The sequence below is a fragment of the bacterium genome, from assembly GCA_037128595.1.
In the GTDB taxonomy this organism is placed as follows: domain Bacteria; phylum Verrucomicrobiota; class Kiritimatiellia; order CAIKKV01; family CAITUY01; genus JAABPW01.
In genome coordinates this window covers 76,842-103,841 of sequence record JBAXWB010000019.1, presented here as the reverse complement: position 1 = coordinate 103,841, position 27,000 = coordinate 76,842, and the positions used below count along the sequence as shown (strand labels likewise).

General features: G+C 56.4%; 27 protein-coding genes and 1 tRNA gene. 9 read left to right on the top strand and 19 right to left on the bottom strand.

All coding sequences use genetic code 11. The features are described from left to right. Positions 1 to 306 precede the first annotated feature (306 nt). Positions 307 to 2,289, bottom strand: coding sequence for a M48 family metallopeptidase (locus WCS52_12680; protein MEI6168038.1), 1,983 nt, complete (start codon positions 2,287 to 2,289; stop codon positions 307 to 309). Between the two features lie 89 nt (positions 2,290 to 2,378). Between WCS52_12680 and WCS52_12675 the strand changes: the two genes are divergently transcribed. Then, positions 2,379 to 2,464: transfer RNA gene (locus WCS52_12675), tRNA-Leu, on the top strand. 233 nt (positions 2,465 to 2,697) lie between these two features. Here WCS52_12675 and WCS52_12670 read toward each other — a convergent pair. From WCS52_12670 to WCS52_12625, 10 genes are all read right to left on the bottom strand, one after another. Continuing rightward, positions 2,698 to 3,003 (bottom strand): hypothetical protein, encoded by a 306-nt coding sequence (locus WCS52_12670; GenBank protein ID MEI6168037.1) that lies wholly within the window; start codon positions 3,001 to 3,003, stop codon positions 2,698 to 2,700. Positions 3,004 to 3,056: 53 nt separating this feature from the next. Continuing rightward, complete coding sequence (locus tag WCS52_12665) at positions 3,057 to 3,494, bottom strand: hypothetical protein (protein ID MEI6168036.1); 438 nt, start codon at positions 3,492 to 3,494, stop codon at positions 3,057 to 3,059. After that, the gene (locus WCS52_12660) at positions 3,494 to 3,763 is read right to left on the bottom strand and encodes a hypothetical protein (protein ID MEI6168035.1); all 270 of its coding nucleotides are present in this window, start codon (positions 3,761 to 3,763) and stop codon (positions 3,494 to 3,496) included. Before WCS52_12660 ends, WCS52_12665 begins: the two co-directional genes overlap by 1 nt. A gap of 12 nt (positions 3,764 to 3,775) precedes the next feature. After that, complete coding sequence (locus WCS52_12655; GenBank protein MEI6168034.1) at positions 3,776 to 4,468, bottom strand: hypothetical protein; 693 nt, start codon at positions 4,466 to 4,468, stop codon at positions 3,776 to 3,778. Between the two features lies 1 nt (position 4,469). Further along, a complete protein-coding gene (locus WCS52_12650) occupies positions 4,470 to 4,832 on the bottom strand; it encodes a hypothetical protein (GenBank protein MEI6168033.1) in 363 nt (120 codons plus the stop codon). 10 nt (positions 4,833 to 4,842) lie between these two features. Further along, the gene (locus WCS52_12645) at positions 4,843 to 6,093 is read right to left on the bottom strand and encodes a hypothetical protein (GenBank protein MEI6168032.1); all 1,251 of its coding nucleotides are present in this window, start codon (positions 6,091 to 6,093) and stop codon (positions 4,843 to 4,845) included. After that, a complete protein-coding gene (locus tag WCS52_12640; GenBank protein ID MEI6168031.1) occupies positions 6,090 to 6,515 on the bottom strand; it encodes a hypothetical protein in 426 nt (141 codons plus the stop codon). Before WCS52_12640 ends, WCS52_12645 begins: the two co-directional genes overlap by 4 nt. Positions 6,516 to 6,603: 88 nt before the next feature. Then, entirely contained in the window at positions 6,604 to 7,548 is a 945-nt protein-coding gene (locus WCS52_12635; protein ID MEI6168030.1) for a hypothetical protein, read from the bottom strand. A gap of 56 nt (positions 7,549 to 7,604) precedes the next feature. After that, entirely contained in the window at positions 7,605 to 8,027 is a 423-nt protein-coding gene (locus tag WCS52_12630; GenBank protein ID MEI6168029.1) for a hypothetical protein, read from the bottom strand. Positions 8,028 to 8,086: 59 nt separating this feature from the next. Continuing rightward, on the bottom strand, positions 8,087 to 9,238 hold the full coding sequence (locus WCS52_12625) for a phage protease (GenBank protein ID MEI6168028.1): 1,152 nt from the start codon (positions 9,236 to 9,238) through the stop codon (positions 8,087 to 8,089). Positions 9,239 to 9,367: 129 nt separating this feature from the next. Between WCS52_12625 and WCS52_12620 the strand changes: the two genes are divergently transcribed. Continuing rightward, positions 9,368 to 10,933 carry an RNA-binding domain-containing protein gene (locus tag WCS52_12620; GenBank protein ID MEI6168027.1) on the top strand — a complete coding sequence of 522 codons (1,566 nt, stop codon included), beginning with the start codon at positions 9,368 to 9,370 and terminating at the stop codon, positions 10,931 to 10,933. A 335-nt stretch (positions 10,934 to 11,268) separates the two neighbouring features. Here WCS52_12620 and WCS52_12615 read toward each other — a convergent pair whose 3' ends face one another. The 6 genes from WCS52_12615 to WCS52_12590 form a co-directional block, all read right to left on the bottom strand. Beyond that, complete coding sequence (locus WCS52_12615) at positions 11,269 to 12,474, bottom strand: DUF935 family protein (GenBank protein MEI6168026.1); 1,206 nt, start codon at positions 12,472 to 12,474, stop codon at positions 11,269 to 11,271. A 70-nt stretch (positions 12,475 to 12,544) separates the two neighbouring features. Continuing rightward, positions 12,545 to 12,934, bottom strand: coding sequence for a hypothetical protein (locus WCS52_12610; GenBank protein ID MEI6168025.1), 390 nt, complete (start codon positions 12,932 to 12,934; stop codon positions 12,545 to 12,547). Between the two features lie 69 nt (positions 12,935 to 13,003). Then, positions 13,004 to 14,341 carry a terminase family protein gene (locus WCS52_12605; protein ID MEI6168024.1) on the bottom strand — a complete coding sequence of 446 codons (1,338 nt, stop codon included), beginning with the start codon at positions 14,339 to 14,341 and terminating at the stop codon, positions 13,004 to 13,006. Between the two features lie 5 nt (positions 14,342 to 14,346). Beyond that, a complete protein-coding gene (locus tag WCS52_12600; protein MEI6168023.1) occupies positions 14,347 to 14,736 on the bottom strand; it encodes a hypothetical protein in 390 nt (129 codons plus the stop codon). Positions 14,737 to 14,916: 180 nt separating this feature from the next. Then, positions 14,917 to 15,420 (bottom strand): hypothetical protein, encoded by a 504-nt coding sequence (locus tag WCS52_12595; GenBank protein ID MEI6168022.1) that lies wholly within the window; start codon positions 15,418 to 15,420, stop codon positions 14,917 to 14,919. Positions 15,421 to 17,380: 1,960 nt separating this feature from the next. Beyond that, on the bottom strand, positions 17,381 to 17,575 hold the full coding sequence (locus tag WCS52_12590; protein MEI6168021.1) for a hypothetical protein: 195 nt from the start codon (positions 17,573 to 17,575) through the stop codon (positions 17,381 to 17,383). 895 nt (positions 17,576 to 18,470) lie between these two features. Here WCS52_12590 and WCS52_12585 point away from each other — a divergent pair. Next, positions 18,471 to 18,872, top strand: a complete 402-nt coding sequence (locus WCS52_12585; protein MEI6168020.1) for a hypothetical protein — start codon at positions 18,471 to 18,473, stop codon at positions 18,870 to 18,872. Positions 18,873 to 19,162: 290 nt separating this feature from the next. On the opposite strand, the gene WCS52_12580 is transcribed toward WCS52_12585, so the two are convergent. Next, positions 19,163 to 21,907: a hypothetical protein gene (locus WCS52_12580; protein MEI6168019.1), complete on the bottom strand. Its 2,745-nt coding sequence runs from the start codon at positions 21,905 to 21,907 to the stop codon at positions 19,163 to 19,165. 1 nt (position 21,908) lies between these two features. Next, the gene (locus WCS52_12575; protein MEI6168018.1) at positions 21,909 to 22,118 is read right to left on the bottom strand and encodes a helix-turn-helix domain-containing protein; all 210 of its coding nucleotides are present in this window, start codon (positions 22,116 to 22,118) and stop codon (positions 21,909 to 21,911) included. A 419-nt stretch (positions 22,119 to 22,537) separates the two neighbouring features. Here WCS52_12575 and WCS52_12570 point away from each other — a divergent pair, with 419 nt between their 5' ends. The 6 genes from WCS52_12570 to WCS52_12545 all read left to right on the top strand — a co-directional run bounded on the left by WCS52_12570 (position 22,538) and on the right by WCS52_12545 (position 27,000). After that, on the top strand, positions 22,538 to 22,792 hold the full coding sequence (locus tag WCS52_12570) for a UPF0175 family protein (GenBank protein MEI6168017.1): 255 nt from the start codon (positions 22,538 to 22,540) through the stop codon (positions 22,790 to 22,792). After that, positions 22,776 to 23,261, top strand: coding sequence for a DUF3368 domain-containing protein (locus WCS52_12565; protein MEI6168016.1), 486 nt, complete (start codon positions 22,776 to 22,778; stop codon positions 23,259 to 23,261). The genes WCS52_12570 and WCS52_12565 overlap by 17 nt, the downstream gene beginning before the upstream one ends. Before the next feature lie 135 nt (positions 23,262 to 23,396). After that, positions 23,397 to 23,741: a hypothetical protein gene (locus tag WCS52_12560; GenBank protein ID MEI6168015.1), complete on the top strand. Its 345-nt coding sequence runs from the start codon at positions 23,397 to 23,399 to the stop codon at positions 23,739 to 23,741. Between the two features lie 253 nt (positions 23,742 to 23,994). Next, entirely contained in the window at positions 23,995 to 24,984 is a 990-nt protein-coding gene (locus tag WCS52_12555; GenBank protein MEI6168014.1) for a LacI family DNA-binding transcriptional regulator, read from the top strand. Between the two features lie 16 nt (positions 24,985 to 25,000). Beyond that, complete coding sequence (locus WCS52_12550) at positions 25,001 to 26,032, top strand: alcohol dehydrogenase catalytic domain-containing protein (GenBank protein MEI6168013.1); 1,032 nt, start codon at positions 25,001 to 25,003, stop codon at positions 26,030 to 26,032. Then, positions 26,029 to 27,000, top strand: coding sequence for a zinc-binding dehydrogenase (locus tag WCS52_12545; GenBank protein ID MEI6168012.1), 972 nt, complete (start codon positions 26,029 to 26,031; stop codon positions 26,998 to 27,000). The genes WCS52_12550 and WCS52_12545 overlap by 4 nt, the downstream gene beginning before the upstream one ends.

The window sequence follows — 27,000 nt, the reverse complement described above, 5'->3', positions numbered from 1 at the left end:
CACGCAATAAGCCCCTGGCTCGCGCTGCCTAACTGAAGAATTTTGTCGGCCACCCACGCATCTAAAACACTCGAAATAAAGGGGGATTTACCACGGAGACACGGAGATTTAGAGAGAGAATTCAAAGATAATGTTGCTGAATTTTCAATTCCGGAGTACCGAAATTCGAAATTCCGCAACGGTTTTCTGGAGAAATACCACGAGAAAAAGGGGTTAAAGAAGACCTTTCCCGACTTGGCCGAAGAATCATTGTCGAAGTATTCTCCCGAATTCCTCCAGGAAACCGTTTAACAACTGGCTTCCCCCTCATCCTCTCGGGAGCGGACAATCCAGTGCATCGGCCACCGCGCGCAGGGCTTCGCCCTCCTCGAGCGTGACGATCCCGTCGGCGCTGATCGCCGCCGTGCAGGCCGCGACCAGTTTTTGCTTGATCGGCGGGGTGGTCTCCGCGAGCCGGTCCAGCGCCTGATCCATCTCTTTCAGGGAGGCCTTCTCGGCGGGGAGCAGGTTGAGCGCGCTCACCCCGAGTTCGCGGCAACCTGCCGCAAAGGCCGCTGCGGCCAGCTCGGGCGTCCTGGCCCCGAACCACGCCAGGGCCGAGAGGACCGTCGCCGCTTCACGGGTCAGGGTGTTCAGGGAGGTAATGTGGATCCTGGCCCGTTTGGCCAGTCCGAACGGGGTATCCAGATGGCGCAACAGCATGCGCAATACCATGTACTCAAACAGGGAGACCTCCTCATCGGCCGACACCAGCCCCATGACGGTTTCCCGGAACGCAGGATACTCGGCCGGCCGCAGATGCTTGAGCGTGCCGATGGCGATGTCCACAAGGGGCTGCCGTAAGGGGGCGGGCAGGGCCGATAACTCCCGGTCAAGCATCTGGATGGCCTCATTCAGCTCAGCCGGAACCCGTTTGGCCAGATAGGCCAACTGCTGCTGACGCGGCTCAGGCCGGGGATCCAGCAGAATCCCGAAAATGACGGCCTGCGCCAGGGTGGGCGTATGCGCCGCCGTCCGCAAGGTGGGGGGGATGGCCTCGATCGAGTGGGCGGCATGGATCAGGCTACCGGCCGACAGCGTGCCCGCCTGGTTCACGGCCTGATCGGGCGACATGCCCGGCAACGGCGGGGGCGTGAGAGCGGTGGTTACGTTGTTGAGTTGATGAGTGGTTAGGGGGGGACTTGCAGGGCGGTTGCCTGACAACTCCGCAATGGGCGAACCTGACAACTCATCTGTCTGGGTAGGGCGAGGCGTCCCTGCCGAGCCGCTTTCCTCTTTGAACTGCGGATCCAGCCGCCGGATGCGTTCGGTCAGAGGCGGATGGGTCGCCAGCAGGCCGAGGAAGGGCGAGGCCAGGCCGTTGGCGAAAAAGAGGTGACTGGCCGTTTCGGCGGCGGGGGTCGCCAGGCGTGAGCCGGTGGCCAGTCCGCCTATCTTCTTCAGGGCGCCGGACAGGCCGGCCGGATTGCGGGTGAACTGAACCGCGCTGGCGTCCGCCAGGAATTCACGCTGGCGCGAGACGGCGCTTTTGATCAGGCGGGCAAAGAAGACGCCGATATAGCCGATGATCATCATTGCCAACCCCAGCAAGACCAGCACCATCAACGGATTCCCTTTCTTGTCGTCACGGGAACTGCCGCCGGTGGTGCTGCCGAGGATGCGGAACATGAAATACCCGGTGATGGCAATCAGCAGGATACCGTGCAACACCCCGATCAGGCGGATGTTCAGGCGCATATCGCCATTCAGGATATGGCTGAATTCGTGGCCGACCACTCCCTGCAGCTCCTCGCGGTTAAGCTGCATCAGGGTGCCGCGGGTGACCGCGATGACCGCATCCTTGGTCGAAAACCCGGCGGCAAAGGCATTGATCCCGTCCTCGCCATCCATGACATAGACCTTGGGGATGGGGGTGCCGGAGGCGATGGCCATTTCCTCGACCACGTTCAGCAGCCGTTTCTCCTGGAAGTCCGTGGTGTCCGGTGCGATCGGCCGGCCATTCAGCATTTCCGCCACCGCCACGCCGCCGGAGGAGAGGGAGGAGATTTTGTAGAGACTTCCGGAGAGGATGATGCCGCCGGTGACAAGTGCCACGAGGCCCAGCAGATTCGGATCCCAGAGGGCCAGCCAGTTGAAGGGTTCATGCGGGATGGCCGCCGTGTCGTAATGGAAGACCAGGGCGGTGATGAGGTAGAGCGTCACAATAATCATCACGACGGCGAGCAGATAAAAGGCGATCAGGCGGCTGGTCTGCCGCCGGGCGGCTTCCTGATATTCGAAGAAATTCATGGGGGGTAGTATAGGGATAGATGAATATTTGTCAAAATTCAGGTTGAACCAATTGGGGGGGTAGTATATAAGACCAACTCCTCTTCGAGGCCGGAGTGGCGAAATGGCAGACGCAGTAGACTCAAAATCTACCACCTTCACGGGTATCACGGTTCAAGTCCGTGCTCCGGCACCACCTTTAAAACCCTTCTAAACGTGCGTTTTGATCAATGAAATCAATAGTTTCGTGAGATTGATGGGTTTTGGCTTTCGCCGCTTTTCGCTCTTATTCGCTTCTTCCGGGGATTACGTTTTGAGGTCGATAAAGTAATCATAAAGTAACCATAGGAAAAGATCTCGGCTTGAATCTACCATGATCTACTATGATCTACTTTGATCTACTCATTGAGTGCAGGGCTTTACACGGGCTCAGGCAATCAGTGCCACAACATCAGTGTACCGGAACCCCGCGGCACGTTTGCGGCCGGGCAACTTCACCTTGAAAAGGATCCCTTGCTGGGCAAGTTCGTCCACCGTTCGTGCCGACCGCCCCAGAAGTCGGGCGGCTTCAACTCGTCTCAATAACCGATTCTCCGCTGGTGCGGCAGGTGTGGTTTCAACGTTCCCGCCGTTTCGCAAGAAGGCGAGGAGGTTGGCTCTGTCGGCCGGCGTTGCCTGAGGGTCAGCCTTTACCGTGGCCTTGATGATTTCAATTGTTGATAAGGTGAATTTCATTGATTTTTTCTTTCCTGCGACCTCATTCGATGTTCCGCACGTCCGGTTTGCTGCTACTTCCACCATTTGAACCAGGCATACCACGAAGCCGTGACACCAATGAAGCGCGTGCCAGCCTGCAGGGCCGACATCCGGTAGGCGCGCTGGGTTCTGTAGAACCGGGTATTTGCTTCCCAACCGCCGTTGCCGGTTTGCCAGTCGAAGTCATGCCGCAGGCAGGGAGGAAAGTATTTCGTTGGCCAGTACATCTCGGACACGCAGGTGCAACCATCACATTTTTCAAACCAGTCCCACTGCTTTGAATCCAAGGCTTCCCTGATCAGGACCTGTATGTCATGGGGTATACTCAGAACGTCAAAGGATTCGATAATGCGGTGATACTCGGTCGCACGGTTCAACCCGCTATCTTTCGTCCCGCCTGGGGGCGCCTGTGCTGGTTTCTTCTTGTAAGCGCAACCACACGGCGGCTTCTTCAGTAAAGCAGTCTTCATCAATCGTTCTCCTTATGCCGGATGCATGGCCGCTCTTTCATGTTGGCCGCCAGTTTCAGGATCGCATCCGACAACTTGTCCAGCCGCTTCCCGAACTGGCACCCCTGGCAGTAGATGATCCACACGCAGAAACAGCATACGGCGCCCAGGATGGCCACCAGCGGCCAGCGCCCGATCACGTCGAGACTCTCTGAATCGGGTAGGGCGGCCGCCGTGGTCGCCCCCAATGCCGCACCGCCCGCCACTATCGCTTCAATTTTCCCTATCATTTTCATGCCCTCCTAAAACCGTGCTTCGTACTCAAACCTCATTCCCCGGACATATCCAATCCCGCCCGCAGTCCCCCCGCCGGGCGCGTTGGTGGGAATCACCCAGTATTCCATGTCGATCAGACAATCGTCCGGAGCGGGGACATATGCTGTGAGTGTGGCCGTCGAGAGATTTGTCAGGGTGGTACTGGCTTGGAATAATCCGCTCGTGACACTTGTCCAGGCCTTCAAACCACCCGCACGCCACCGGCAGGCCATGGCGTAGGTGCCGGGGGTCGTGTGGTAGGTGTACCAGCGGAAAACCATGTTCGAGGTATAACCCTGGGGCGTCGGGCTTGAGATTGGCCCAGCAAAGTCGGTTCGGGTTTTATCATGCTTCGTGAATTCTGCCTGACCGTTCGCATTGATCAGGGACTCTCGCGGGCAGGAATAGAGATAGTCGGCCGGGATCCAGCAATAGTGGTTCGTCACGCCACTCAGGGTCGCCGCCACCACGGTACCTGTCGGGGTGTTGGTTACCTTGATATTATCCCCAGCCCGGATCGGCAGGTTGGTCAGCCAGCCCGAAGCCGTTGAATCGCTCGCCCATTCTGCAGGCGCGCCATCAATCACCCAATGTTCCTGCTTGGACTTCTTGCCGGCTTCCGCAAAGCAAAGAATCGAGGCGAGAATCAGTTCGCCAAAAATCAACGCCGCGTATTTCACGTCAATTCCCTTTCCTGATGATCTGCACATGGGCATTTGTCACCGAACTGGTTAACTGCAAGACATCCCCAAATTCGAAAGGGTATTCAACCTCGGGTACCCAGATGACCGTACTGGCATTCGTTACAGGGAGATTTCCAATCAGGTAGGTGTTTCCCTGGCTCACCCGGGAAACCGTCAGGGTTGCGTTCGTGTTCGCTGGAAACTTCCAAAGAACCGTCACCGGCATCCATACGGTATTAACCTGTTGGTTCGTGAGCATGATGAGCGAGCCGTTCAGTGGATAGGTTTGTGCCCAGGGTGCCGCGTAGGCCGCATCGGCCACCATCAAAAGCATCAAGATTGTGAAGCCGTTTCGTTTCATAGTAATTCCCTCACGGCCGACTCACATCCGAATCCAACACGTTCGTTACGTTGCCGGCCACGAAGACCAATTGCGTCCCACCCAAGATCATGAATTTGCCAACGGCTCCCAGGGAGAAATTGGTTGCAGTCACCGTCTGAAAAAAAGGACTTGCCCCGTTCGTCACAGAGGCCCGGTAACGCGCATCGTTCGTGGAGACAAAACCCCTGATGGCGCCGGGATAGATTCCGCCATTACCGTCAACGACCGGGTGCCCATGGAAATGGAGCCACCCGTTGCTGACAGCCGTACCCCGGCCTAATTCAACCGTGTCAGTAAAGCCCGAAGGTATGGCGGCAACCAACCCGCCTTCTTCGCCTCCGCCCAGGGCGACATTTCCCAATCCGTTACCAACGGCATAAGCCCCGATCCCAACGCCGTAGGAATAACCGCTGGCTGAGACGCCGACCGCCGCGCCGTATGCACTACCGGCGGAAAATGTGCCAACTGCAGCGCCATATGCCCCCAGGGATCCATAACCAATTGCCGCCCCGGCAGTGCCGTCGGAGGAATACCCTACGGCCGCCCCACACGAAGCTCCAATGGTTTCCTGCCCAACCGCCACCCCGTAAGAGGATCCATCAGCAAGTAGCCCCAGCGCCGTACCGCTTTCTGCCCCGTTGGCCTCACGCCCGAGCGCAGTGGTCTCCTCGGTTACCCCGTATCCAAAGGGCAGGGGAATACCCGTCAATCCTGACGCATTCCCGAAGAAGCCGTCACCCATCGCCCAGAATGCTCCTGCCGTGACCGACTTCGTCCCGTGTGACCCCAGATCATCGCCAACCACAATGGACTGGCTATTGCTCACCGTCCCGGCCCCCAGCAGGATGGCTGCATTACCCACATCGGTTATCACGGCCTTCTGGCCGCCTGAGAGATTCCCCAGGAGCAGGGAGCCTTTCCCCCGGTTAGTGACAGACGACAGACTTCCGAAGGTGCCAAGAATAAATGCCCCGTCGCCGTTCAGAACCATCTGTCCATCGTTCTTGCCACGGAACTGCGAGCCCGGCCCGCCAATCCACATCCAGCCGGTATTGTCCCCGGCAAATTGATATGAATTCCCATTCGTGACAATGGTCCCGCTGTTGTTCCCGCTCATTGGCTCATAAGTCGTGAAAGTTTGAATCACAAACCCCTGCTGGGTCGGATTGAGCCACCCAGCCAGACAAGTCCCTATTCCCACCACCACAGCCACCCACATAGTAATCGCTATCTTTTTCATTCTGACTCCTGAATTCCGAATACTGACTTCTGCGAGTACCGGGGCGTTCCGCCATCACCAATCGTATCCACCGCCCGGATCTTTCCCGTCTGCACCATGCGCAACCAAACGTTCGCCTGGGTCACCAGGCTGTAGACCTCTGGCGCAAACTGGACACCCATCTCCATTCCAAGATTGAAGATGATCATGTCCAAAGCGTGCCGAAACCCCGATACCGGCACCTTTGAGAGATCAGGATCCATCACATACCAGGGATAAACGGACACGGCCTCACGGAACATATTCACGGTTTCGTCCACTATCTCGCCGAGTCGATTCGTCTTGGTCGGATTGGCATCCACCCAAGACCGGTATAGGTTGCTCATATCAGTCGGCAACGCATTTAACACCGTCTCGCTCGTCAATTCTTTCCACCCGCTCACGATTACCCCTGTAAACCGTTGAGGGAACTACTCCTGGCGGCGCAGTTCCCCCAACATCTCACGCCTCACACTTAACATCTCACCGCAACTACGCCGCTGCTACATTCAGACGCACGCATGCCGCGCCGTTCGTCACCTTCACATCTTCAGACCAGTCGAACTTTGCCACCTCGACGCGACCGTCATCTCGCATGTACGAGCCTGGAACCATGAATTCATTCATCAATCTGAATGTTTTCATGAAGCTTGGGTCTCGCCGACTCGGTGCTTCTTTCCGCGCGAAAATCAACACCGCGGTATCCAGCAGGAAGTTGATGTTCTCCGCTTTCCCTTCAGGGGCCACGTCATAGATCATGTAGGACGTGCGGACATCCGGCGTGCCGATAAACATCTGGCTGGCTGACTGTTCCGTGGGAACTGCCAACCCCAGGTCACCTTTATTACGCCCATTGCCTACCACGAACCGGCCCCGGACCTTGTCCTGGTTCTTGAATACTTTCCATGCTGTTGCCCCGAACAGCACACCAACGCCCATCAGCGAACCATACTTTGCCGCCTTGATGACCGACAGAATGGCGTCATCAACGTCAGCAATCGGGTCAGCCGCCGGATTCCAGGTTTTGTTCGTGCCCACCCCCACAGCCGACAATGCGGCGTCGATTACTGCTTTCTCGTGGGACAGCGCCGCTATTTCGGCCACCGCCACGGCCCCTTCACGCAGCATATTCTCAAGGCCATCAGCCTCGAGCTGCTCCAGGTTATCGACGGGATAGTCCAGGGCATGAGGTTCGCAATTGAACGTCGCATCCGTCGCGTCGAACCGCAACTCAGCTGCCCGTCCACCCAACGTCCGGAGCGTATCCGGAATATGAAACCGGTTCTTTTCCGTATAGCACTTAAACCGGCCCACGCTGGTGGCCACCTCGACCGTTGGCGCCAGAAAATCTGCCACTGGCATAATCGCACTCTGCGCCGCGCCCTGTGCAAACTGCCGCAGGGTAGGGGACGAACTAAGATCACTCAATCTGCTCATAATATTTTCCTTCTTTAAGACTGCTTACTGAATACTGCCCTCTGCCAATTAGCTTGTTACTCTCCCGCGACAACGATGTTCCCAATCATCGACGGCCGGGCCAGTACCAACTGCCCGTCAATTCCCGCCTCTTCGGCGATGGCCACTCCAAAATACGTTCCCGCCCCAGCCGGCAATGCTTGCACCTTGCCGTTGTTCGCTCCCGCATCCACCATGGCAACCAAGGTGTCCCCCGGGTTGCAGGTGCCTACCAGGACCAACCGAACATTCCGGCTCGGATCAAGTGGACGGGCAGAAACAAGTTGCGGTGGCGCAGCACCTTCAGTCACCACGTACAAAGGGCGTTCCCCTGCAAATTTCACAAGATCAACAGCTGGCCCCCATACATTGATCATTTTAGCGAGGTAACCCTCTTTCCCCGTCAGATCCCCACCAGCCCTCATGCGAATATCCCCAACCTTCGTATTACTCTGACTCATGTCTTTATCCCTTTCGTAATCTTAATCGTAATCCTATTCTCTCAGCCCACTGGAGCGACCTATTGGCCGCCTATTTCCCGCTCCGCGCGCCTGAAGGCGACGATGAACGGAATTTTTTCAGTAACCGCAATTTCTTGCGCTCGGTTCCGAATCTTGACGGCTTTAGTATCGCCATCCGCCCCGGACTGGCCTCCCTGCCCAGCCTGCCCTGAGCTTGTCGAATGGGGCGGTACCGGCCGCGCAGTTGCGCGGTTGTGGAGCGGTTTCCGAGTAGACTCCTTCCCCTCTACCTTAGCCTGGGTGGGGGGTACTTCCTCTTTGCATGCCAACTCCCGCAGATCACCGAGTACAGTCAGAGTTCCCGCCCGATTCTGAATCAACTGTTCAGTCCAGAACGGTTTTGCCGTTTCGCTAATAACGCCCTCGAAATCAGCCAGATGTCGGTTCACCAGTTCACCTTCGACTGCTTTCAGGTTTGTCACCAGAGCGTCATGCTGCCCCTGGAGCGCCGTCAGCGAGTTTTGCAACTTCGTCACTACGGTCGCCGCAATCAACCCATCCATCTTCTCCAGGATGACTGCTTCCGTCGCGTCCGCTGCCAACCCAAGATGATTCACTAACTTTTCAATCACTGCTTTCATGTTTTCTATCTCCTTGCATTTCGCCCCTGCCTCGCAGTGAGACTTCCTCTCTACTGCGGGGCCTCCATATAATGTCTGAAAATCAACCACCCCCCTCTGTCCACTGTTGGAAAGGGGCACCAAACCTTTGAGATTTGGGTCGTTTGTCACAGCCGCGTTCAGGATTCGAACAGGACGCACCCTTCCATCGCCAAGATCAACGCAATCCGACCGTGCCCACACCGGCGACAAGAAGCGATACCTCCCGCCTTTCACGGCCTTTTCTCCCAAATCTGACCATCGAATCTGCGCCCAAAGGCCGTTTTCTCGGTTTTCAAGGCCTATAATCCAGCCAGCGGCCTCAGAACGCTTCTCTCCATCAAGTGAGAAATGATCAAAATCAACCAACAATCCCGGGAAATTGGGGGTTTGGGCGTCTGCGGCGAATCGTGCGGCCATGGCAATACAGGCCTCCAGGTCAATGACCTGAATTACACCAGCTGCAGCGTGCGGGAATTCCCCGAAAGGCGCGATGTGATACCACCCGTCATCGGGCAGTCGAAAATCTCGGTTCAAAATTAAATTATTCATGGGCCTCCAATAGATGGGAAGAAATCAACCACCCGAGGCATCATGACTGACATTCGGGATCTCTGATTGTCTTTGCAATTGAGATATTGGCTGCACTTATGCAACAGTGCTCTCGTGTATGGAGGATAAATGACATTACCAATCTCTATTGACTCACTTTTGAATGGCAAAGCCGTGGAATGGGAGCGGCTTGAGTTCAAGGCCGGCTGGAATCCGCTGGCCGTCCTGCACTCGATGTGTGCGTTTGCCAATGACTTCCATAATCTCGGCGGCGGATACATTGTGGTGGGTGTGGCCGAAAAGGCCGGCCGCCCGATCCTTCCGCCGGTTGGTGTCGAGGCGGATCAGTTGAATGCGATTCAAAAGGAGATCCTTCATCTTGGCCAGAACGCGATGCAGCCCCACTTCCATCCAATCATTGTGCCCGAGGTCGTGGACGGTAAACACATTCTGATTCTCTGGGTCTCAGGAGGTCCGACCCGTCCCTACAAAGTGAAGTTGGGGCTGGGCAAGGATTGTAAGGACTGGGGCTATTTTATCCGGAAGGGTTCCAGTACGGTTAGGGCCAAGGGGCCTGATGAGGTGGAATTGCTTTCCCTTGCGGCAACCGTGCCTTTTGATGACCGGATAAATCGCCGGGCGAGCCTGAACGATTTATCCCGTGCCCTGATCGTGGACTTCCTTAAGAAGGTCGAAAGCCCGTTGGCCAGACCCGCAAAGAAGTTGTCCATGGGTGACCTGGGTCGTCAGATGAACATCGTGGATGGTCCGAAGGAGGCACTCTTCCCCAAGAATGTGGGTCTGCTCTTTTTTAACCCGGAGCCGCATAAATTCTTCCCGGTCACCCAGATTGATGTGGTCTGGTTCCCGGAAGGCGCTGGCGGCAACAAATTTACTGAAAAAATATTCCGAGGTCCCTTGGATCACATGACGCGGGAGGCATTGGAGTACATCCGCCGCAACTACATCAATGAAACGGTCATCAAACACCCGGACCGCGCGGAAGCCACTCGCGTTGAGAATTTCCCATACCCAGCCATTGAAGAGGCAGTCGCCAATGCGGTTTACCATCGCAGTTACGAGGAGCGCGAACCTATAGAGGTTCGCATCTCCAAAGATGACCTCGTTGTCCTCAGTTATCCTGGTCCGGATCGTTCCGTACGCCTGGCACAATTGCGCGCTGGTCGGTCATTGCCTCGTCGGTATCGAAACCGCAGAATCGGGGAGTTCCTCAAGGAACTGGACATGACGGAGGGTCGGGCAACCGGTATCCCGAAAATTCTTCATGCCATGAAACAGAACGGCTCTCCGGCGCCGGAATTTGAGTTCGACAAGGACCACACGTATTTCATGTGCCGCCTGCCGATCCATCCCCAAGCGAAACCACCTGAAGAAATTTCTAGTCGGGTTGACGCCCACTCAAGGGCCAACACCCCTACAGTCACCCCTACAGTCACCCATACAGTGGGGGCACTACTGTCCTTATTGCAAAAAGAAGGCGAATTGGGCAGCACCGGAATCCGCATAGCGTTGGGCCTCAAAGACCGGGCGCATATCCACAAGAGTTACCTGCAACCTGCTCTCGCATCTGGGGCTGTCGAGATGACCATTTCCTCTAAACCCAACAGTCGCCTTCAGAAATACCGTCTCACGGCAAAAGGCCGTGCCTGGCTTGATAAGGATACGAAGAGTTGATGTCTCACCAGTATGCGGGAATCTAACACCTGTCCGCTAAATATTTCTGGTGAATCGACCGATAATCGACTGATGGTTTTCCTTAATCGACCGATGGGGAGCGGACTGAAGGGGTTGATGACTCTTCAAAGTCGGCGCAAAGAAATGACTCAATTGACTCTCATCAGTTATCGAAGTCCGATGGTAAGTTATCGTAGCCTTCCGGTCTTTTCGGTGGCCTGAATAATCTATCACTAATCTATCACCAAAATAAGGGAATCTATCACCTGGTCGCCAAAGGTTTCTGGTAACCGGGCGAAGAATCGGGCGATGGATGCGGCCCGTATGGCTATCCATCATGAAAAGACGGCCCTTTCCTGAAGCTTATACCCCGTCTTCTCGCTCAACTCCCCCAAATCCATCCGCACCCCAGCCTTTGCCAACTCCACCGCGTCCTTGACTACCCTCGACACCTCATCCGCCGCAGGCGGGGCGAACTCGAAATAGGCCAGGATCGGTTGATCTGGGAAATATTCTCTCATCAATGGCGTGTCGAACTGTTCCTGAAACAATCCGCTCAACAACGCCGCATCGCCCCGGGCGATCTGCAGAAAGGTATCCGAGTGCGCATTGCCGGCAAGTGTTCCGGATCCGGACTCCGCCAGCATCGTCAACAGTCCGCCGGTGGCCGCCAAAGTAATCTGCCGGTCGATGTAGTCAATATGTTCCAGAAATGGTGGCTTATTACCGCCGCCATTCACAAACTTCACATCGCTGCCGTAGGGGAGGTAACCCCTGCCATCCGACATGATCTCTTGGGCAACCTTGTGGTATTCCGCTTCCTTCGTTTCCGGTGTATTCGGCGGTCCGACAAGAAAAATGGACGGTATACCGTAGACCTCCAGGAAAGAATCCCAGTCTTTTTGACTCAGATTCTTTCGAAGATACAGCACCGCCAGCATCCGATTCAGGGGTACGGATTCAAATACCAGAAAGTTCTCAAAATCAACCACCACCCCTCGGGCAGCACCACTTCTGGCATTCTGGTTATACTCCCACGTCCCAAAAATACCGTCTCGTACCCAGAACCATTGTTCGACCGGCTCCAATCGCGTAACCATGCCCGACGGCGCAAAGTGTTTCTCCAGGTGCGCATACCCCCGGAAGAACCCAGAAAACAAAAATGCCACTGCATCCCGGAAATTCTCAACCCGGTCATACGCCTCGCGTAGAAACGCCGCTTGTTCCTCTGCAAGTATCTGATCCCCGGTTTTCTTCTGGATTCTGGATACTGACTTCTGGATTCTCGCCTCTCCCGCCTCCGGCGGGCAGAGGCGAATATCCCAATCACAAGCCAGCAAAGCCGCTCTCCGCCTCTGGATTACGGCATAGATCATGGCATCCGAACGCTCCATATAATGGTAGAACCATTGCAGGTCGGCATAGGTGCCACGCTCTCCGGCTTCCAGGAGTGAGACCAATTTCGGCAGGCTCAATCCCCGAAGGGGATTATATTTATCCCGCCAGCCTTGGCTTTTGTGATCGAAAATCTGGATGCCCATAGTCTTACCAACAGATACGTCCGATACGTCCGAATAATGCCCACTGAAATATGCCCATTGCCAACTGGTGTTACTGCCCGACCTGAATCACTTCAGGCCTGACAATCTCCGGACTCACCGTGCGGGGCTGTTCAAGCGCCTTACCCAGCATCTGGTTGCCGTAATAGAACCCAAGCCCGAACTTGGCCACGCCGGACGCGCCCTCAACAATCTTCTCCAACACACCCGGCTCCCTGGGGATGGCATTCAACGGCGGCAGGATGGAAGAAACCTTCATCTCATTGACCCCGGTCGCCGAAATGGTCATGTTCGATCCCTTGATCGTGACTAAATTAACCGTTCGCGGTTGGCTGTAATAACTGTCCAGCCCCTTATTGACGTCCACTTTTTTCACCATGGACGCGCACCCACCACACACCAAGAACCCAGAACCCAACATTACGAATAAACATTTTTTCATATTGATTCCTCCAATATATAGGCAGAAATCAACCACCTGTCAGAGAAGACGGGTGAAAAAGGGTGAGAATCAACCCGATAAAACACGCTGGCGGCGACGTAAAGTACTGGCGGCCGGGCGTCCAAATCCACCTAACGCAATCATACTCCCGCTACTCTCCGCTTCCCACCGCCCATGGTTCGCCAGGGCCAAGGCCATGACGCAGTCATCATGATACCCCGACGGGGCATTATAGGTGATCCCGCCTGATGGCGTGATTTCATACTCATATCGCTTTAATTCAGCTGTCAGGATATCCCAGTGTACGGAACTTGGCCTGCCCTGCGTAGCTCCAGGCGCTTGCGCCGTGGGAGCGAAGGAGGGCCATGCTAATTTTCGTTGTTCAACGGAGACAATCAACCGCTGAATCAACGCCGTCTTGCTCGATGACGTCAGCTTGAACCCTTCAATATCCGCGTATACCCGTTTCAGGTCGTCATAAATTGGATCTCCAACTCCCGTTGCGTCCAAAATCAACCGCCCCCGGTATTTACGGGCAAACCCCAGTATCCGTTCCTTCTGGATAGGCCAGTCCAGTTGATTGAACCGTTCCATTGCGAAACACCGCCCCGTCTCCGCATCCATGGCGATCAGAACCGTCCAGTCCGTATGCTTGGCCACATCACAGCCAATCACGACATGCCGGTGATATTTGTCCGTTTCAGTCCGTTCTGTCTGTGTGATCAGACACGCGTCAATATTCCGGAACACACCAGCACTGTCCTCCATAAACTCCGCCATGTATTCCTGCCGGAATACATCTTCCGGTAAAGTCCGCTTTGCCTCGTTCCATTCTTTTGTCGGAAAGAATGGTGATGCCTTACTCGGGAAGGTGAAACTGGCATAATCCTCTTCGCCAGGATCCATTCCCCGGGTGTACAGATCATAAAACCAATTGTGACCCTTTGGGGTGCTGACAAATACCGCCCAGCCCAAGGTCTGGGCAATGGTGGGGCGCAGGACGTAATTCCACACATCCGGAGAAATCATCGCCGCTTCATCAATCACAATTCCCTGGAAACCGAAACCGCGAATATTATCCGGGTTATCGGCGGACAAGAACCAGATCCTCACAGGTCCAGCAGGCCCGGTAAATTCAACCCGTGTCGGTGCCCGGCCACAAATCTGGATGAATCCATCGGCAATGGTGCGAAAAGCCTCAATTCCGCGGTCTGCGACATTATAGGTCGGCGCAATCCACCCATAATCACCGGCCTTCTCACACCCCCCGCGATCCAGCAACTCCGCCGCCAGGCATAATGTCTTACCGAATCGCCGCCCAGTACACACTGTCCGGAACCTTTTCTTGCGCGCCTTGTGTATTGCCTGTTGTGCAGGGTGGGGGAGATAATTGAACACGAAAGCCATAGTGTTTACGCCTCCTCATTCTGGCCGGAAACGACACCCGCTCCCTGGGAGGGGAGAGCGCTGGGGTGAGGGTTGCCTTCAACGTCCAAAATCAACCGCCCCTTACCGGCATCGGGATCGCCGACCGGCTCACCCCCCAATAAACTCTTCCACTGGATCACCCCGTCATGGTCAAACGACAGTTTCGCCTCCCTCGGGAGCAGTGGCATGATGACCGTCTTGAAGAACCGGACAGGATCCTCCAACAGATCCTGCTCCAGTGCCGCCATCAGCGCCTTTTGATTCTTTTTTTTGGCCAGTAGCGTATCAAGGCTCGACAGAGCCATAATACGTCCGCCATACGATCCCTTTGGCCGCCCGTTTGGATTACCCGATTCTCCAGTTTCAAAACTCATATGTCTCACCCTTTTTCGGTTATTTCATCACGCCATCTAATAAATGGGTGAAAATCAACCACCGAGGGCGGGTATTGAGGATTTCAGTCTTTCAGGCGCGCGTGGAAAAATGTGCGATTAGATACCGAAGGCATCTTCACCGAATTCCGTGAGGTGCAGGGGGGTAATCATTTCGGGAAATCAACGACGTTCTGCTGGAGTTGCTTGCGGATCTTTTCCCCAAATATCCTCGGCTGGAGGTTTTATTGTGTAGTCTCCTCTGAAATAGGAGACAACAAATCCGCTATCATCAAACCAAAATGTCAGCGAATAATTTCTTTTGTTCAGCCCTATGCGGTCTCTGATAGCAAAGGGGATGCTGATGATATCACCGATACCGAGAGTCAAAGCGCCGATCATCGCATACGCTTCCCCTCGTATTGGTTCAGCATAAGGACCCTTTCGGGTGTAAACTTCACAAAGAGCTGCCTTAGGCCCCTGATCCGATGATGTGTTTATTGGAATTGGTGGAGCATAAACCTGACTCCATGAGGGTTTTCCCAAAGACTTTCTTACTTGATCAACGGTCGTCGAATGTGAGGTCAATCCTTCATAGCGTTTTCCGGTGCCGACGATTGTTGCGGACATACATCCGCACAAAAGAAAGGTCAGCGATGCAATCATTACAGTGATATGGGCTTTCATTTCTTTGAATATATTTATGCGAGCGGTGTTTGTCTACATTTCCGCGGAAACAACTTTATGCAGTCGTTTTGGTCCGGCACGGCTCCGCTCAGACAGACGCTGGCTTCGCCAGCGCCTGCCTGAGCTCCGCCGTAAATACGACCTGCCGGATGCGCTCCGGGCGGACAGCGACAGCCCTTACAGAGCCGACGCAGACCGCCCTCCGCACATGACCAGTATTCACCGGGATTTGGATCTTCGATCTCCCTATTGACTCTCTACTCACCCGCTACGCCTCCGGCACGGCACCTGCGGAGGAAAAGGCCAGGTGCCGTGCCGTCGGCTCCGCTCCCAGACCTTCGGACTCTCTATTGACACCCTATGCACAGCTCCGCGCATCGAGTGTCACTTGTGCCTCCGCGTGCCGGTCGTACAGCCTTCCTTCGTCAGGCTGGCCAACCGGCTCGCTCCGTCCCAAGCACCACTCCATGCGCTACGCAATACAATACAAACCGGAGTGTTGCCTTCGTGTGCCCGTTCCGGGTCTCCGCTCGTTCCTCGCTCCCCACCCGGATCGGTCACACCAAGGCAGCCCCATCACACCGCGCCGGACAACCGGCGCGGAAAGCTGCGCGCATCGAGCGCTGTCTGTTCCGCCGTGCGGACGATTTGCCCGGTGCCTCCTGCCGTCGGCTCCGTTCAAATCGCCGCACTCCCCCACAGCCATCTCTCCATGCGCTTCGCCATACAAACGGAGTGCGGTGTTCAATCCGTCCGTGGCGAGGCGCGTACCGCGCTGATCTCGCCCCGGTCGGATTCAACACCGCTCCATCTCAGCGCGCCGGGGACCGGCGCTCAAACCGCTACGCGGCCTTCGGTCTCTCTATTGACACCCTATGGACCTGGGCGCTTCAAAGGGCCGGTCGGATCGCCGCTTATTGCTTCAACCCTCACCCTGGAGGCGTCCGCTTCGCGCTCGCGTCCCCACCGGATCGTGTGCTTTCGCCGCCGCGCCATATTGCGGAGGTTCGTACCTCACCCCCGCAAAATGGCAAATGTGCGGCGGCTCGTGCTCGCAAAAGCCTCGCACCCGCACACGAACCGGCGGGGCCGTCTCGCCCCGCCTGCGGCGGGATCCGCCTTCAGGGTTCCGGTTTCCACAAACGCGTCGCCCGTCCGTCCCTTTCAAGCGCCAAGAACTCGCCTACGGCTCGAAGCCGCCTACGGCGGTCGGTACTGGCGGGCCGCAAGGGTCGTGCCAGTCACCGCCATCGGTCCGGTCTCAAAATTCCGGCCCGACCGCTGGCGGCGCCTGCTTCGCCCGCTAAAGCGGGGCACGTCCCTTGCTTCATTGGCCCGCCAGCCCTTCAGAAGAGCGCGCCGGATTACCGGCGCTTGCACCCGCTACGCGACGCCCGTCTCGGCACCTGCGAAGAAAAGAAAAGGCCAGGTGCCGTGCCAGGGCGTCGCTACGCGGCCTCCGGACAAATCCACGACCATCTATTCACCAGGATCTTCGATCTTGGGTGGACACCCTATTCACGGCTACGCGCATCGAGTGTCACTTGTGCTTCCATGCGCAGCTTTTGATGGACCCAATATTATCCAGGATGAACCTCATGCGCATTCCAGCTCAAGCGCCACTCCATGCGCTTCGCCAAATACAAACCGGAATGCGGTGTTCAATCCACCCGGTTCGAGGCGCATACGCGCTGATCTCGAACCGGGCAGATTCAACACCGCCCCAGTTCAGCGCGCCGGACACCGGCGCTTAATGAGCTCCGCTCACCATCAGACACTCCGGGCTGACCGGCGAGACGGCTCTTACGAACCGGCTCGCCGGACAACCCGGATATCATTAACTCTTCAGTCACCTGGGGAAGATCGCTTCAGACGGACTGCACCGCCGCAGTAACGGCGGCGCAGACCGCCTTCCGCTTCAATACGAGGTGAGCCACCAGGGTAAACACCCCATGAACATTTACTCGCTCCGGGGCTGACACGCCGGTTGCTTCAAAAGGCCAACCGGCGCGCCAGCCCCTCCACTCATCGGACGCCCTACGGGCGGGTTCACACGGCGTTCCGAATGTCCGCTCATCGCCCCGCGTCCACGGTTCCGGTCATCCGTCGCCGCCCCGGCGACCGCCGGGTCGCTGCGGGCTCCACGGTGGGTCAAGACGGTTCACCTGCCGATTTCGGCAGGTTGTCCACCGCAGTAGCGGTGGCCCCCGTCTTGTCCCACCGTCAGAGCCCTTGCCCAAGGGGGCGACGGCTGCCCGGCTCCGCTCCCGCGTGTCGCTGGTCGGCCATTCCGAACGCCTTTCAGAGACCGCCGGCAAGAAATGTGTGACCAAATGCGCCACACAATTCTTGCTGATCGGCGGTAAACTGGACACCCTTCGGGTGGGTTCGTACAGAAGAGCGCGGCGGGCGGCCCGGGAATGCCAGTTCCCCCCTCAGTTTTCCCCCCTTTGGAAACCCCCCTTTCCTGATCCCCCCTCCAAACTCGAATCCACCAAAGGGGGGGAAACCGCAGGGGGCACTGGCACGGCGGCTTCTATGGCGCGGCTGAAGAAACCGCGGGGCCCCTCTCCCCCCGCGGAGCCGCGCGCCGCCGCCCTTCGGGTTCCCGGTCCACTCCGCCGCTTGTCCCCCTTGCTCCTCGGCCCCCGAGGGGCCGGGCGCGTTGGTCGGGCAGGGGAGGGCTCGATTCCTCACACCTCCCCAGCCCTTCAAGGAGTTCGCAAGCTCACCCATTTGTTGCGGCTACGCCTTAGCCCCCTGGCGCCTTATCACCCCCGGAGGGGGTGGGCGCTTGGTTTGCTGGGCGCGCCGGCCTTCGCGCGCGAGCGCCCTCGCAAACTGAGGAAGGGGGACACCCCCTTACCCCCACGCGCGCGAAAGCGCCGGCGGCCGGCAATCCACCAGGCCAGCGTCATCAGCCATGCCACCACGCCAATCTCTGGCAGCCGGTTCTGATTATTGCCGGTCAATGACACCAACACTGAGTATTGAACTGGCCAACAGATTTTGACTGGGAATGAACACTCAGTTGTTGCAGGATGCATCGCATGGATGACTGGCAACAAAGGATTCAGGATGTTTTGGGAGAGGACAATAAGCGTTGTGCGCGTAATTCGTTACGCTGGCGGACACATTTGTTGTCACTCCTGCCACTACCAATTCGCGTTACCGGCATAGAGGACTTCTCCTGGGAAGAACCCTATATCTTTGGCGGATGGGACAAGCACGAGTATGCGGAATTGAAGAAGATCCAGCCTTCGTACACCGATACGTTTGATCTTATCGGTATTGGCGATCCCCGCGATCACGACGACCTGGATGCAAAGGTTAAGCGTGTGACCGACGGTAAGGTCTTTCATATTGGCCTGTCATGGCTCAGGACGGCCAACAAAAGCGACTCGTTCTACACCACGCTGAACGATTATTCCGTTTGGCACTGTAACTACTGATCGCGAATCTTCTCCCCCAGGCCCCCCTCATCTCCGCATTCTGCCCATCGCTGGCCGCCATCCGGCCATGGGGCCCCCGCCGCGCGTAGCGCGCAGCGCCTGTTATTCCTTGAACGAAACTCGGCGAAATTCAGCGTAATTGATTGATAGTAAATATGTTCTGGCGAAAATTAATTTTTCGTTTTTTTGCTCTTTTGGGCTAAAAACCCCCGTGATTTTCATCAAATATAGCGAAAACATGCCTGTTTCGGGCCTGTTTCGTGACCATTTTACGCTGAAATAGTGCTCGGTCATTGGGTGGTTATGGGCGCACCGTCCTCCAGGTTGTTTGCGCCACTCGCCTCGGCTTCGGCCCGTGGCAGGCGGGCATCGTATTCCAGTATCGCGGCCCGTTCCTGGTACTCATACAACTCGAAATCGGTGGCCGATTCGGACGGGGGTTTTGCGCCTATGCGCCTGATGGTCTCCATACTGACAATATTTTTGCTTTCATCATGCGTTACCGTGTTTGAATTTTGCCAATGTTGGGAAGTATCAGGCGCATTAGGCGCAATAAGGGGTTTATTAGGCGCATCATCAGGCGCGGCACCAGGCGCACAATAGGCGCAAACCCCTGTTTCAGAAGTTTCGGGTACCTGCTCACTACACGTCTCGGGCTTCTTTCTGGAATGTGTGGCGGGATTTGCGCCTAATGAGTGACCGTCATCAGACGCAGTCGAAAAGCGATATTCCCGCGTCGATTTCCGCCGCTCCAAGTCCTCTATTTCCCGGCGCTCAATCGTCATGCCGTCAAGATGAACAGTATCGCTTGCCCGGAAGCATAACCCCATTCTGCGACCAGTGGCCTGTTGCGCAGACTTGCGCGTCTCGGGGTCGGTCAGGTCGGCAAGTTCGGGCAGTCCTGGCGTTTCCGTACCTGTCTCTGCCAGAAGGTCAACTAAATCGCCCGCTCTTAACCATGCACCAGCTTGTTTTGCTCGGATCACGTCAATTGCCACGTCGCGCAACCAGTTCAAGACGGGGTTTGTCATTCGGTCTTGAGTCTCGCGGTGGCCGTCCAGTAATGGACCGGCATCCAGTAGGTTGCGTGTTATCCAATCCAGGGTCTGTGCCCAGGGACGGAAGTCATGGCGCGTCTCGGTCGTCTTGGGACGGCCGGCGGCGACCCAGGCCTGAACAATCGCGAAAACGGCACCCAAATAGCGGGGCTGATTAGCCCGGACGTGCTCCAGGATGTCGCCTTCGGGATAGGATTTGAAGGCATATCCCTCCGCTTGCTTGAGCAGACGGACACAACTTGAACGGTTTGCCAGGTCTGTCGTTACGTCAGCCTTGTTGGATGTCATCATGATGACAACACGGCGGGGGTCAATCTCGACAGGTTCACGGTAGGGGGCGCGGGCGTGATAGGTGTCTTCAGTCAGGAAACTCTCAAAACTCGGGGAATCGATCTTGCCCCGGACATTATCCAAGGCAATGAAGTTTGCCCCGCGAATCAACGCCATGTTGAAGCTTTCTTCCATGCTCCCTACGCCGCCCCGTTGTTGTGTAACGGTTTTGATGTTTTGCGAGTAGATGGCGGCGGTCAACTTGTTGCGGTACCCCTTACCAGTCTGGCTCGCGTTGGCTTCACCCAGATCGACAGGGGTTCGGCCTTTCAGTAGTCCACCAAAGACAAGAGCGGGGGTGATCATTGCGGCTAGGGCGCGTGCCCGGTCTGCCGGTGTGGCGAAGTGGAAGCCATCCAGAACTTCAGTAAGCTGGTAACGGGCTTCGGCTAAATCCATCGGCTCGGCTGACTTCCCCCCGGCGAAGATTCCGCTTTCCCGGTCGTATCCAGTTACCTGCATCAGACTTCCTGCCCGTTCAATCAGAACCGGACAACGGGTCAAGACATGGATAGGAGGCAGGGCCTCACGGAATGTGGACGAGGAGGCAATCAGTTTTGCGGTTTGCTCCGGGCAGATGACAAACTTCGGTTCCTTGCCTTTCATTCTCACAAGCACGGCCACAGACTCAAAGTCACTTGCAAGTGTAGCCGGTTTGACATCTTCCAGGAAAGGGAATGCGTCTTGGTCCTGCACTAACTTCACAACGGCCGCCCCGCGAAGGAAAAAGGAATTCGTCCGTGCGAGCAGTGTGCCCAGGTTAAATCCGGCGCTCGATATGCTGTACGGTCCCTCTGGAAGGATCACGCAAGGCTTGCCGTTCATCTGCATCTTTGCATCGGCTTGCGTGGGCTCAGCTTCCTTAGGAGGTTTCCATGTCGGGGCATTGAGTACGATCTCACGCAGTTCCTCGAGCGTTCCTCCGGCAGCTATCCAGTCCGCAGCGTCTTTCACAGCATGGCCGTCGCGGTCGGGCAATTCGACCACGCAGCAGGACTCCGCCTTACCAGTCAGCGCTTTCAAGACAAGGGAGGCATGTTGGTGACCGGCTTGATCACGGTCGGGGAGAATGACCACCTTGGCCCCGGTCAGTGATTCGGTGTAGCCGTTCGACCATTTACCTGCCCCGCCGGTGTTGCACGTTGCGGTCAGACCGATCGAGGCCAGTGCGTCACAGTCCTTTTCGCCTTCGGCCAGGAAGACGGCCCGGCCCTCGTCCTTTGCCTTCAATACGGCTGGCAGCCGATACAGTACGCGCGTCTGTTCGTCCATGTTCCATGCCCAGGCGCCGGGCTTATTGGGATCCGGTCGCCGTTGCCGGAAACCCTTGGGCTCAAAGCGACAGACCTGATAGAGCAGTTTGCCTGCGGCGTCTGTGTAGTCGTAGGTCGCCACGATCTTGCCCTGCTTGCGGGTCTGTCGGGGGGCGTCGGGTTTCGTCGCAAAGAGGTCACGCAGGTCGATTTTCAATGCGGTACATATCGCATTTATATCGCATCCGGCGTGACACTTCAGCAGGACGCAGCCGTTCTTCCCTTCGGCGATGCTCAGGCTTGCGTCATGGTCTTCATGGGCAGGACATCGGGCCTCCCAGCCGTTTGCCGTACGGCGGGCCTCAAGGCGTGTGGCAAGGTCTTGGGCTGTCATGTCAGTACGACCGGAGTTCATCGAAGTTTGGCCACAGTTCACGCACCTCGACGCCCAAACCCGTTGCGACACGCATGGCATTTCGTTGGTTGGGCCGCTTCCCATGTACATAAGCGTTCATCAAATGCGGCTCGATGCCGATCTCCAGGGCGGTTCCCCTAATCGACTTTCCAGCCTTTCTTAAGTGTTCATGCAGTGTGCAAGAATTCATAATTTTTCTTCTCCTGTTCAGATTGTGTTGCTTGTTGTTCCGCTACTATATGGGTGAAAATCAACCACCTGGCACCTCGCCATCAGAAACCGTTGAGCCCGCCAGGCAAAAATTGGATCATTCTTAGGTGATTATTCATGAGGGGAGGGGACTGAAATCAACCCACCATGAAAAAATGCTTGAGTGTAAGGGTAGGGCGGAAAAATCAACCCCTGGAAAATCGGCAAACTTATTTTTGTTAATTTGCGCCAAAATCAACGCCCTTGTTCCAAGGCACGCATCTCTTGCCCATTTTCTCTTGGCTTTTCGCTGGATTTGATGGATTTGTCCTGCTACATTACTTTGTAACAAGGAGCGAGTAAGGCAGGGTGTCTGGAAACAGTTGAAATGAACGCCAGCGACACTAACGAGGAGGCAGTATGTCAGTTACGATTACCATACCGGATACGATCACAGGGGCCATTAGGCTGCCTGAGGCGCATCTTCAAGAGCGTCTATGTGAGGAACTAGCCGTAACGCTTTACGCGGATGGGGTGCTTGCTTTCGGAAAGGCCCGCGAACTTGCCGGTGTAGGCAAATTCGAATTCGGACAACTGCTGGCGAAGCACGGCACACCCCGTCACTATACGAGTGAGGAACTGGAGGATGACCTGAAGTATGCAGGTTGTCTGTAATACATCCCCGATTCTAAATCTGGCGATTATCGGCGCTCTTGACCTGTTGAAAGAGCAATTCGGCGTCATCCATGTGCCGAAGGCCGTGCTGGATGAACTTCGCGTGCAGGAGGATCGTCCCGGCTCCAAGATCATCCGCAAAGCCATCGACGATGGATGGATTGTGGTTGCGACTGTGGAGAACACCGGTATGACCGATGTTCTCCGTACCGAACTTGATGGCGGTGAATCCGAAGCGATAGCGTTGGCATTCGAGAGGCATGCTGAACTTGTCCTGCTCGATGAGCGCGATGCCAGGCGGGTGGCTGCCCGGCTTAACATGAAGACGACAGGCGTGCTGGGTATCCTGCTCAAGGCGCATCGGATGCAGCGCATTCCAAACTTGTCTGAGGCATTGCGAGATTTGAAGATGAAAGCGGGCTTTCATCTCTCGGATGAGATTGTTGCCGCGTTATTGCGGGCCGAATAAGTTCAATCACTCCAGACCCGCGGCTTGTCTCCCTTTGACATTACACACGTTATTAGCCTTCTCGCGCAATCAGTTGATTTTCGCCCATAATATGAGTAGTTGTTGATTCAGGATCAGTTAAAGGGAGATCGGGTGATGAAGACACGGGGACGGTTGGCGAATGAGGCGCGGCGAATAGTGGCCGAGTACGGTTTGAGCATGAGGCAGGCCTTCCGATATGCGGCAACAGGGCGGGTGCCATCAACCTCTATACGACGCGGCGCAGATGGCAGGAACTATCATGTCCACCTGAAAGACAGCATTACCCCTTATGATTATGTGCAGGTTCGTCGCATTCGGTACATGGTAGCAACGGTTGCCAAATGTGCATATATCCACGGAATCAAGGACACCGATCTGATTGAAATCGAGGCGGCGGCAAAATGTGTAAATGAATTGGCCGAAAATTGGCGGAAATTTGTGACAACAGCATCTGTATGATTGTGTCACCTCGCTTAAATTACGGAAACTGTCAAATCGCCTCACGTTCCGATATAGTTCGCCATAGCCCTGGTGCGGGAGCGGACGTAAAGCTTCTTGTAGATGTTGCCACATAATCTTCAATGGTCCAATAACTGATGCCTAATTGCGTGGCGATTTCCTTGGATTGGAATCCTTGGCAAGGTGATCAAGCACTACTTTTCTATTGACTGATAACTCAGAACTCTGTATTCACACGTGTGAATTAATACTCATGAACGCGAAAAAGAAAATCACTCAAGTGGATCTGGCTCGCTTACTGGGATTTGACCGGTCCAGTGTTTCGCTGGCATTAAGTCACAGTGACAGGATTTCGAACGAAACCCGCAGGAAGGTGCTTGAGGCGGCGCGGAAATATAACTACCGGCCGAATATGGCGGCGCGCCAATTACGGTCGGCAAAATCCAATTTGCTCGGGCTGGTGATCCCGGACACATTTCAGGCGCTCTCGGAACCCGTGGTGGTGAGGACCATTCAGGCTCTGGCAAGTAAGGCGGCCCGGCAGGGGATGATCTTCGCCATCTTTTCCCCCGCGGCCTTTGCTGAGCCCGAAATCACGGGAGCTGCCACGCATCTTCCAGATGGCCTGTTTGTCTGGGGTGACATGGCCTCCGATACCCTGAACAGCCGGATACCGGACGGTCATCCGGTATTGGTGTTGGATCCCAATCATCTGTCGTATTCCAAATCCGCGCTCGCCAGCGTCAAACCGGACAATGCCGGCGGCGCCGCAGCCATGGTCCGGCATCTCCTGGATTGCGGGGCAAAGCGCCTGCTGTTTGTCATGGTTTTAGAGGATCATCTGGGGCACGCCGAACGGTGGAAGGGGGGCCGTGAGGAATGGCTCCGTCATAAGCCCGGGCGTTCTGTTTCTTGCACCACACTGGCGCAAGTGACGGATCAAACCCTGCGCGAGTTCGTCGCCAAACCGGGTGGCGCCATTTTCTGTTCCTCGGACGGGGGGGCCATTGAACTCTGGCGCCGACTCAAGGAGATGGGGGTGATGATGCCGGGTGACGTGAAGCTTGCCGGTTTTGACGACACGCCTGCCGCCCGTTTGATCGGGCTCACCTCGGCGGTTTTTGATTGTGAGCGTCTGGCAGAGGCCGCGCTGACGCAGATGCTGAAAATGGTTGCGGGAAAGAAGACGTCCGGAGCCAGTCCGCTGGTACCGGTGAGTATACATCAGGGGACAACAACTTAAATAAGGAGAAATAACCATGCTGGCTGCCGTACTTAAGGACTTCAATAAACTCGAACTTCAGGACGTTCCCATGCCCGAACCGGGGGAGGGCGAGGTTGTCGTGCGGATCCGATCGTGTGGATTCTGCGCCACGGACTTCAAGGCCATCAAAGGCATCCGGAAGAATGTGAACTTCCCCTTTGTGCCGGGGCATGAGCCTTCTGGTACCATTGCCCGGATCGGACGTGGCGTCCGTCATTTCAAGGAGGGGGATGATGTCATCATCCAGCCGTCCGGTTTCTGCGGCTTCTGCGAACACTGTCGCGTCGGGAACTCGCACTACTGCGAACATGCCTTCACCACGGGCGGTGACGGTCCGACCGACGTCTGGCCGGGCGCATTCGCCGAATACATGCGTACCACGGAGTCCTGTCTTTTCGCGAAGCCGAAAACATTGTCGTTTGATGCCGCCGCCATTACGGAACCGCTTTCCGGCGCCTGGAAAGGGATGATCCTGTACAGTGAGATGAAGGTCGGTGACGATGTGGTAGTCATTGGCGTGGGCAGTATCGGCCTGCTTTGCCTTATGGTGGCCAAGGCGGCGGGTGCGGGCCGCCTCATCGCTGTTGATACGAGCGAGGCCGCCCTTGCGAATGCCATGAAATTGGGGGCCACCGATGTGGTGAATCCCGCCAAAGGGGACGCGAAGAAACAGGTGTACGATATCATGCCGGACGGGCCGGATTTGGTGATCGAGGCGGCAGGCCCCATTCAGGCTGTGAAATTGATGGTGGATTTGCGCCGCCGCGGCACACGCTGGAATGTGTTTGGAATTACCACGCACGAAACTTTTGAGTTGGATGGTGGAATCACTCATTTCCTCGAAGGACGCATGGACGCCAGTTTTGGGACCACCCCGCTGGCCATGTCCAGGGCGATCCGGCTGATGGATCGGGGATTGGTGGATGTGGAGAAAATCATTTCGCACCGCTTCCCTCTCAAACACATTCACGAGGCTGTTGAGGTCATGGCCGGTACGAATCATAACAAGGTGATCATCAATCCATGAAAGCCATTGTCAATACAGGGCCGGGCCGGCTGGAGATGCGTGACCTTCCGCTGCCGGAACCGGGGCCGGGGCAGGTTCGCATCAAGACGGCGGCTTGTGGCGTGTGTGTCACGGATCTGTTGATGATCTCCGGTTGGCAACGTACGGGTTTCCCTGCCATTCCCGGCCATGAATGGTCAGGCCGTGTTGATGCCGCCGGCCTGGGTGTTGCCGGCGGTGTTGTGGGCCAGCGCTGCGTTGCGGAAAACGTGGTCCGGGATGGTGGCGAAGTTGGTTTTGAATATCCCGGCGGTTACGCCGAGTATTTCCTCACCGAGGCCGCCAATGTTCTTCTGCTTCCGGAAGGTATGTGTGCTGCCGAGGCGGCTCTCATCGAGCCTCTGGCAGTATGCCTGCGCGGCTTGCGGCGGCACCGCCTGGAGGATGCCAACTCCGCTGTGATATTCGGCGACGGGCCCATCGGGTTGCTCTTTCTCATGCTCCTTGTCCGTGCGGGAGTGCGACATATCGTGCTGGCGGGTGGGCGACCGGACCGGCTCGCATTGGCGAAAGGTCTTGGAGCACATGCGACGGTCGATTACCATGTTGCCGGCAACAACCTGACGGCGGCCGTAGAAACGGCCCTGGGTAAAAAATGCGCCAACATTCTCGAGACCTCGGGTTCAGGCAGGGCTTTTGAGACGGCCTTTGCCGTGGCCGGGCGTGGGGCCAAAGTCCTGGTTCTGGGTGACTATGGCGAGGGTCGTGCGAGTTTCCCATGGAATACCGTGCTTCACCATGAGTTGGAACTGATTGGCAGCAATGCCAGCGCCGGGGCCTGGCCGGAAGCTGTTCAGTTGGCGGTGCAAGGCCATCTTCCGCTTGCCCAACTCGTGTCCCATCGCTTTCCGGTGTCGCGTTTCGCTGAAGCCATGGAATTGGTAAAAGGCCGTGCTGCCGGGGTGGTTAAGGTTGTGATGGAGTGGTAA

Coding starts and splice junctions, on each gene's coding strand:
- WCS52_12635 (MEI6168030.1), bottom strand. CDS start 7,548: ATGAGCAGATTGAGTGATCTTAGTTCGTCCCCTACCCTGCGGCAGTTT.
- WCS52_12605 (MEI6168024.1), bottom strand. CDS start 14,341: ATGGCTTTCGTGTTCAATTATCTCCCCCACCCTGCACAACAGGCAATA.
- WCS52_12545 (MEI6168012.1), top strand. CDS start 26,029: ATGAAAGCCATTGTCAATACAGGGCCGGGCCGGCTGGAGATGCGTGAC.
- WCS52_12600 (MEI6168023.1), bottom strand. CDS start 14,736: ATGAGTTTTGAAACTGGAGAATCGGGTAATCCAAACGGGCGGCCAAAG.
- WCS52_12610 (MEI6168025.1), bottom strand. CDS start 12,934: ATGAAAAAATGTTTATTCGTAATGTTGGGTTCTGGGTTCTTGGTGTGT.
- WCS52_12575 (MEI6168018.1), bottom strand. CDS start 22,118: ATGAATTCTTGCACACTGCATGAACACTTAAGAAAGGCTGGAAAGTCG.
- WCS52_12665 (MEI6168036.1), bottom strand. CDS start 3,494: ATGAAGACTGCTTTACTGAAGAAGCCGCCGTGTGGTTGCGCTTACAAG.
- WCS52_12560 (MEI6168015.1), top strand. CDS start 23,397: ATGAAGACACGGGGACGGTTGGCGAATGAGGCGCGGCGAATAGTGGCC.
- WCS52_12645 (MEI6168032.1), bottom strand. CDS start 6,093: ATGAAAAAGATAGCGATTACTATGTGGGTGGCTGTGGTGGTGGGAATA.
- WCS52_12585 (MEI6168020.1), top strand. CDS start 18,471: ATGGATGACTGGCAACAAAGGATTCAGGATGTTTTGGGAGAGGACAAT.
- WCS52_12555 (MEI6168014.1), top strand. CDS start 23,995: ATGAACGCGAAAAAGAAAATCACTCAAGTGGATCTGGCTCGCTTACTG.
- WCS52_12630 (MEI6168029.1), bottom strand. CDS start 8,027: ATGAGTCAGAGTAATACGAAGGTTGGGGATATTCGCATGAGGGCTGGT.
- WCS52_12550 (MEI6168013.1), top strand. CDS start 25,001: ATGCTGGCTGCCGTACTTAAGGACTTCAATAAACTCGAACTTCAGGAC.
- WCS52_12570 (MEI6168017.1), top strand. CDS start 22,538: ATGTCAGTTACGATTACCATACCGGATACGATCACAGGGGCCATTAGG.
- WCS52_12565 (MEI6168016.1), top strand. CDS start 22,776: ATGCAGGTTGTCTGTAATACATCCCCGATTCTAAATCTGGCGATTATC.
- WCS52_12660 (MEI6168035.1), bottom strand. CDS start 3,763: ATGATAGGGAAAATTGAAGCGATAGTGGCGGGCGGTGCGGCATTGGGG.
- WCS52_12670 (MEI6168037.1), bottom strand. CDS start 3,003: ATGAAATTCACCTTATCAACAATTGAAATCATCAAGGCCACGGTAAAG.
- WCS52_12620 (MEI6168027.1), top strand. CDS start 9,368: ATGACATTACCAATCTCTATTGACTCACTTTTGAATGGCAAAGCCGTG.
- WCS52_12580 (MEI6168019.1), bottom strand. CDS start 21,907: ATGACAGCCCAAGACCTTGCCACACGCCTTGAGGCCCGCCGTACGGCA.
- WCS52_12615 (MEI6168026.1), bottom strand. CDS start 12,474: ATGGGCATCCAGATTTTCGATCACAAAAGCCAAGGCTGGCGGGATAAA.
- WCS52_12650 (MEI6168033.1), bottom strand. CDS start 4,832: ATGAAACGAAACGGCTTCACAATCTTGATGCTTTTGATGGTGGCCGAT.
- WCS52_12595 (MEI6168022.1), bottom strand. CDS start 15,420: ATGAAAGCCCATATCACTGTAATGATTGCATCGCTGACCTTTCTTTTG.
- WCS52_12680 (MEI6168038.1), bottom strand. CDS start 2,289: ATGAATTTCTTCGAATATCAGGAAGCCGCCCGGCGGCAGACCAGCCGC.
- WCS52_12625 (MEI6168028.1), bottom strand. CDS start 9,238: ATGAATAATTTAATTTTGAACCGAGATTTTCGACTGCCCGATGACGGG.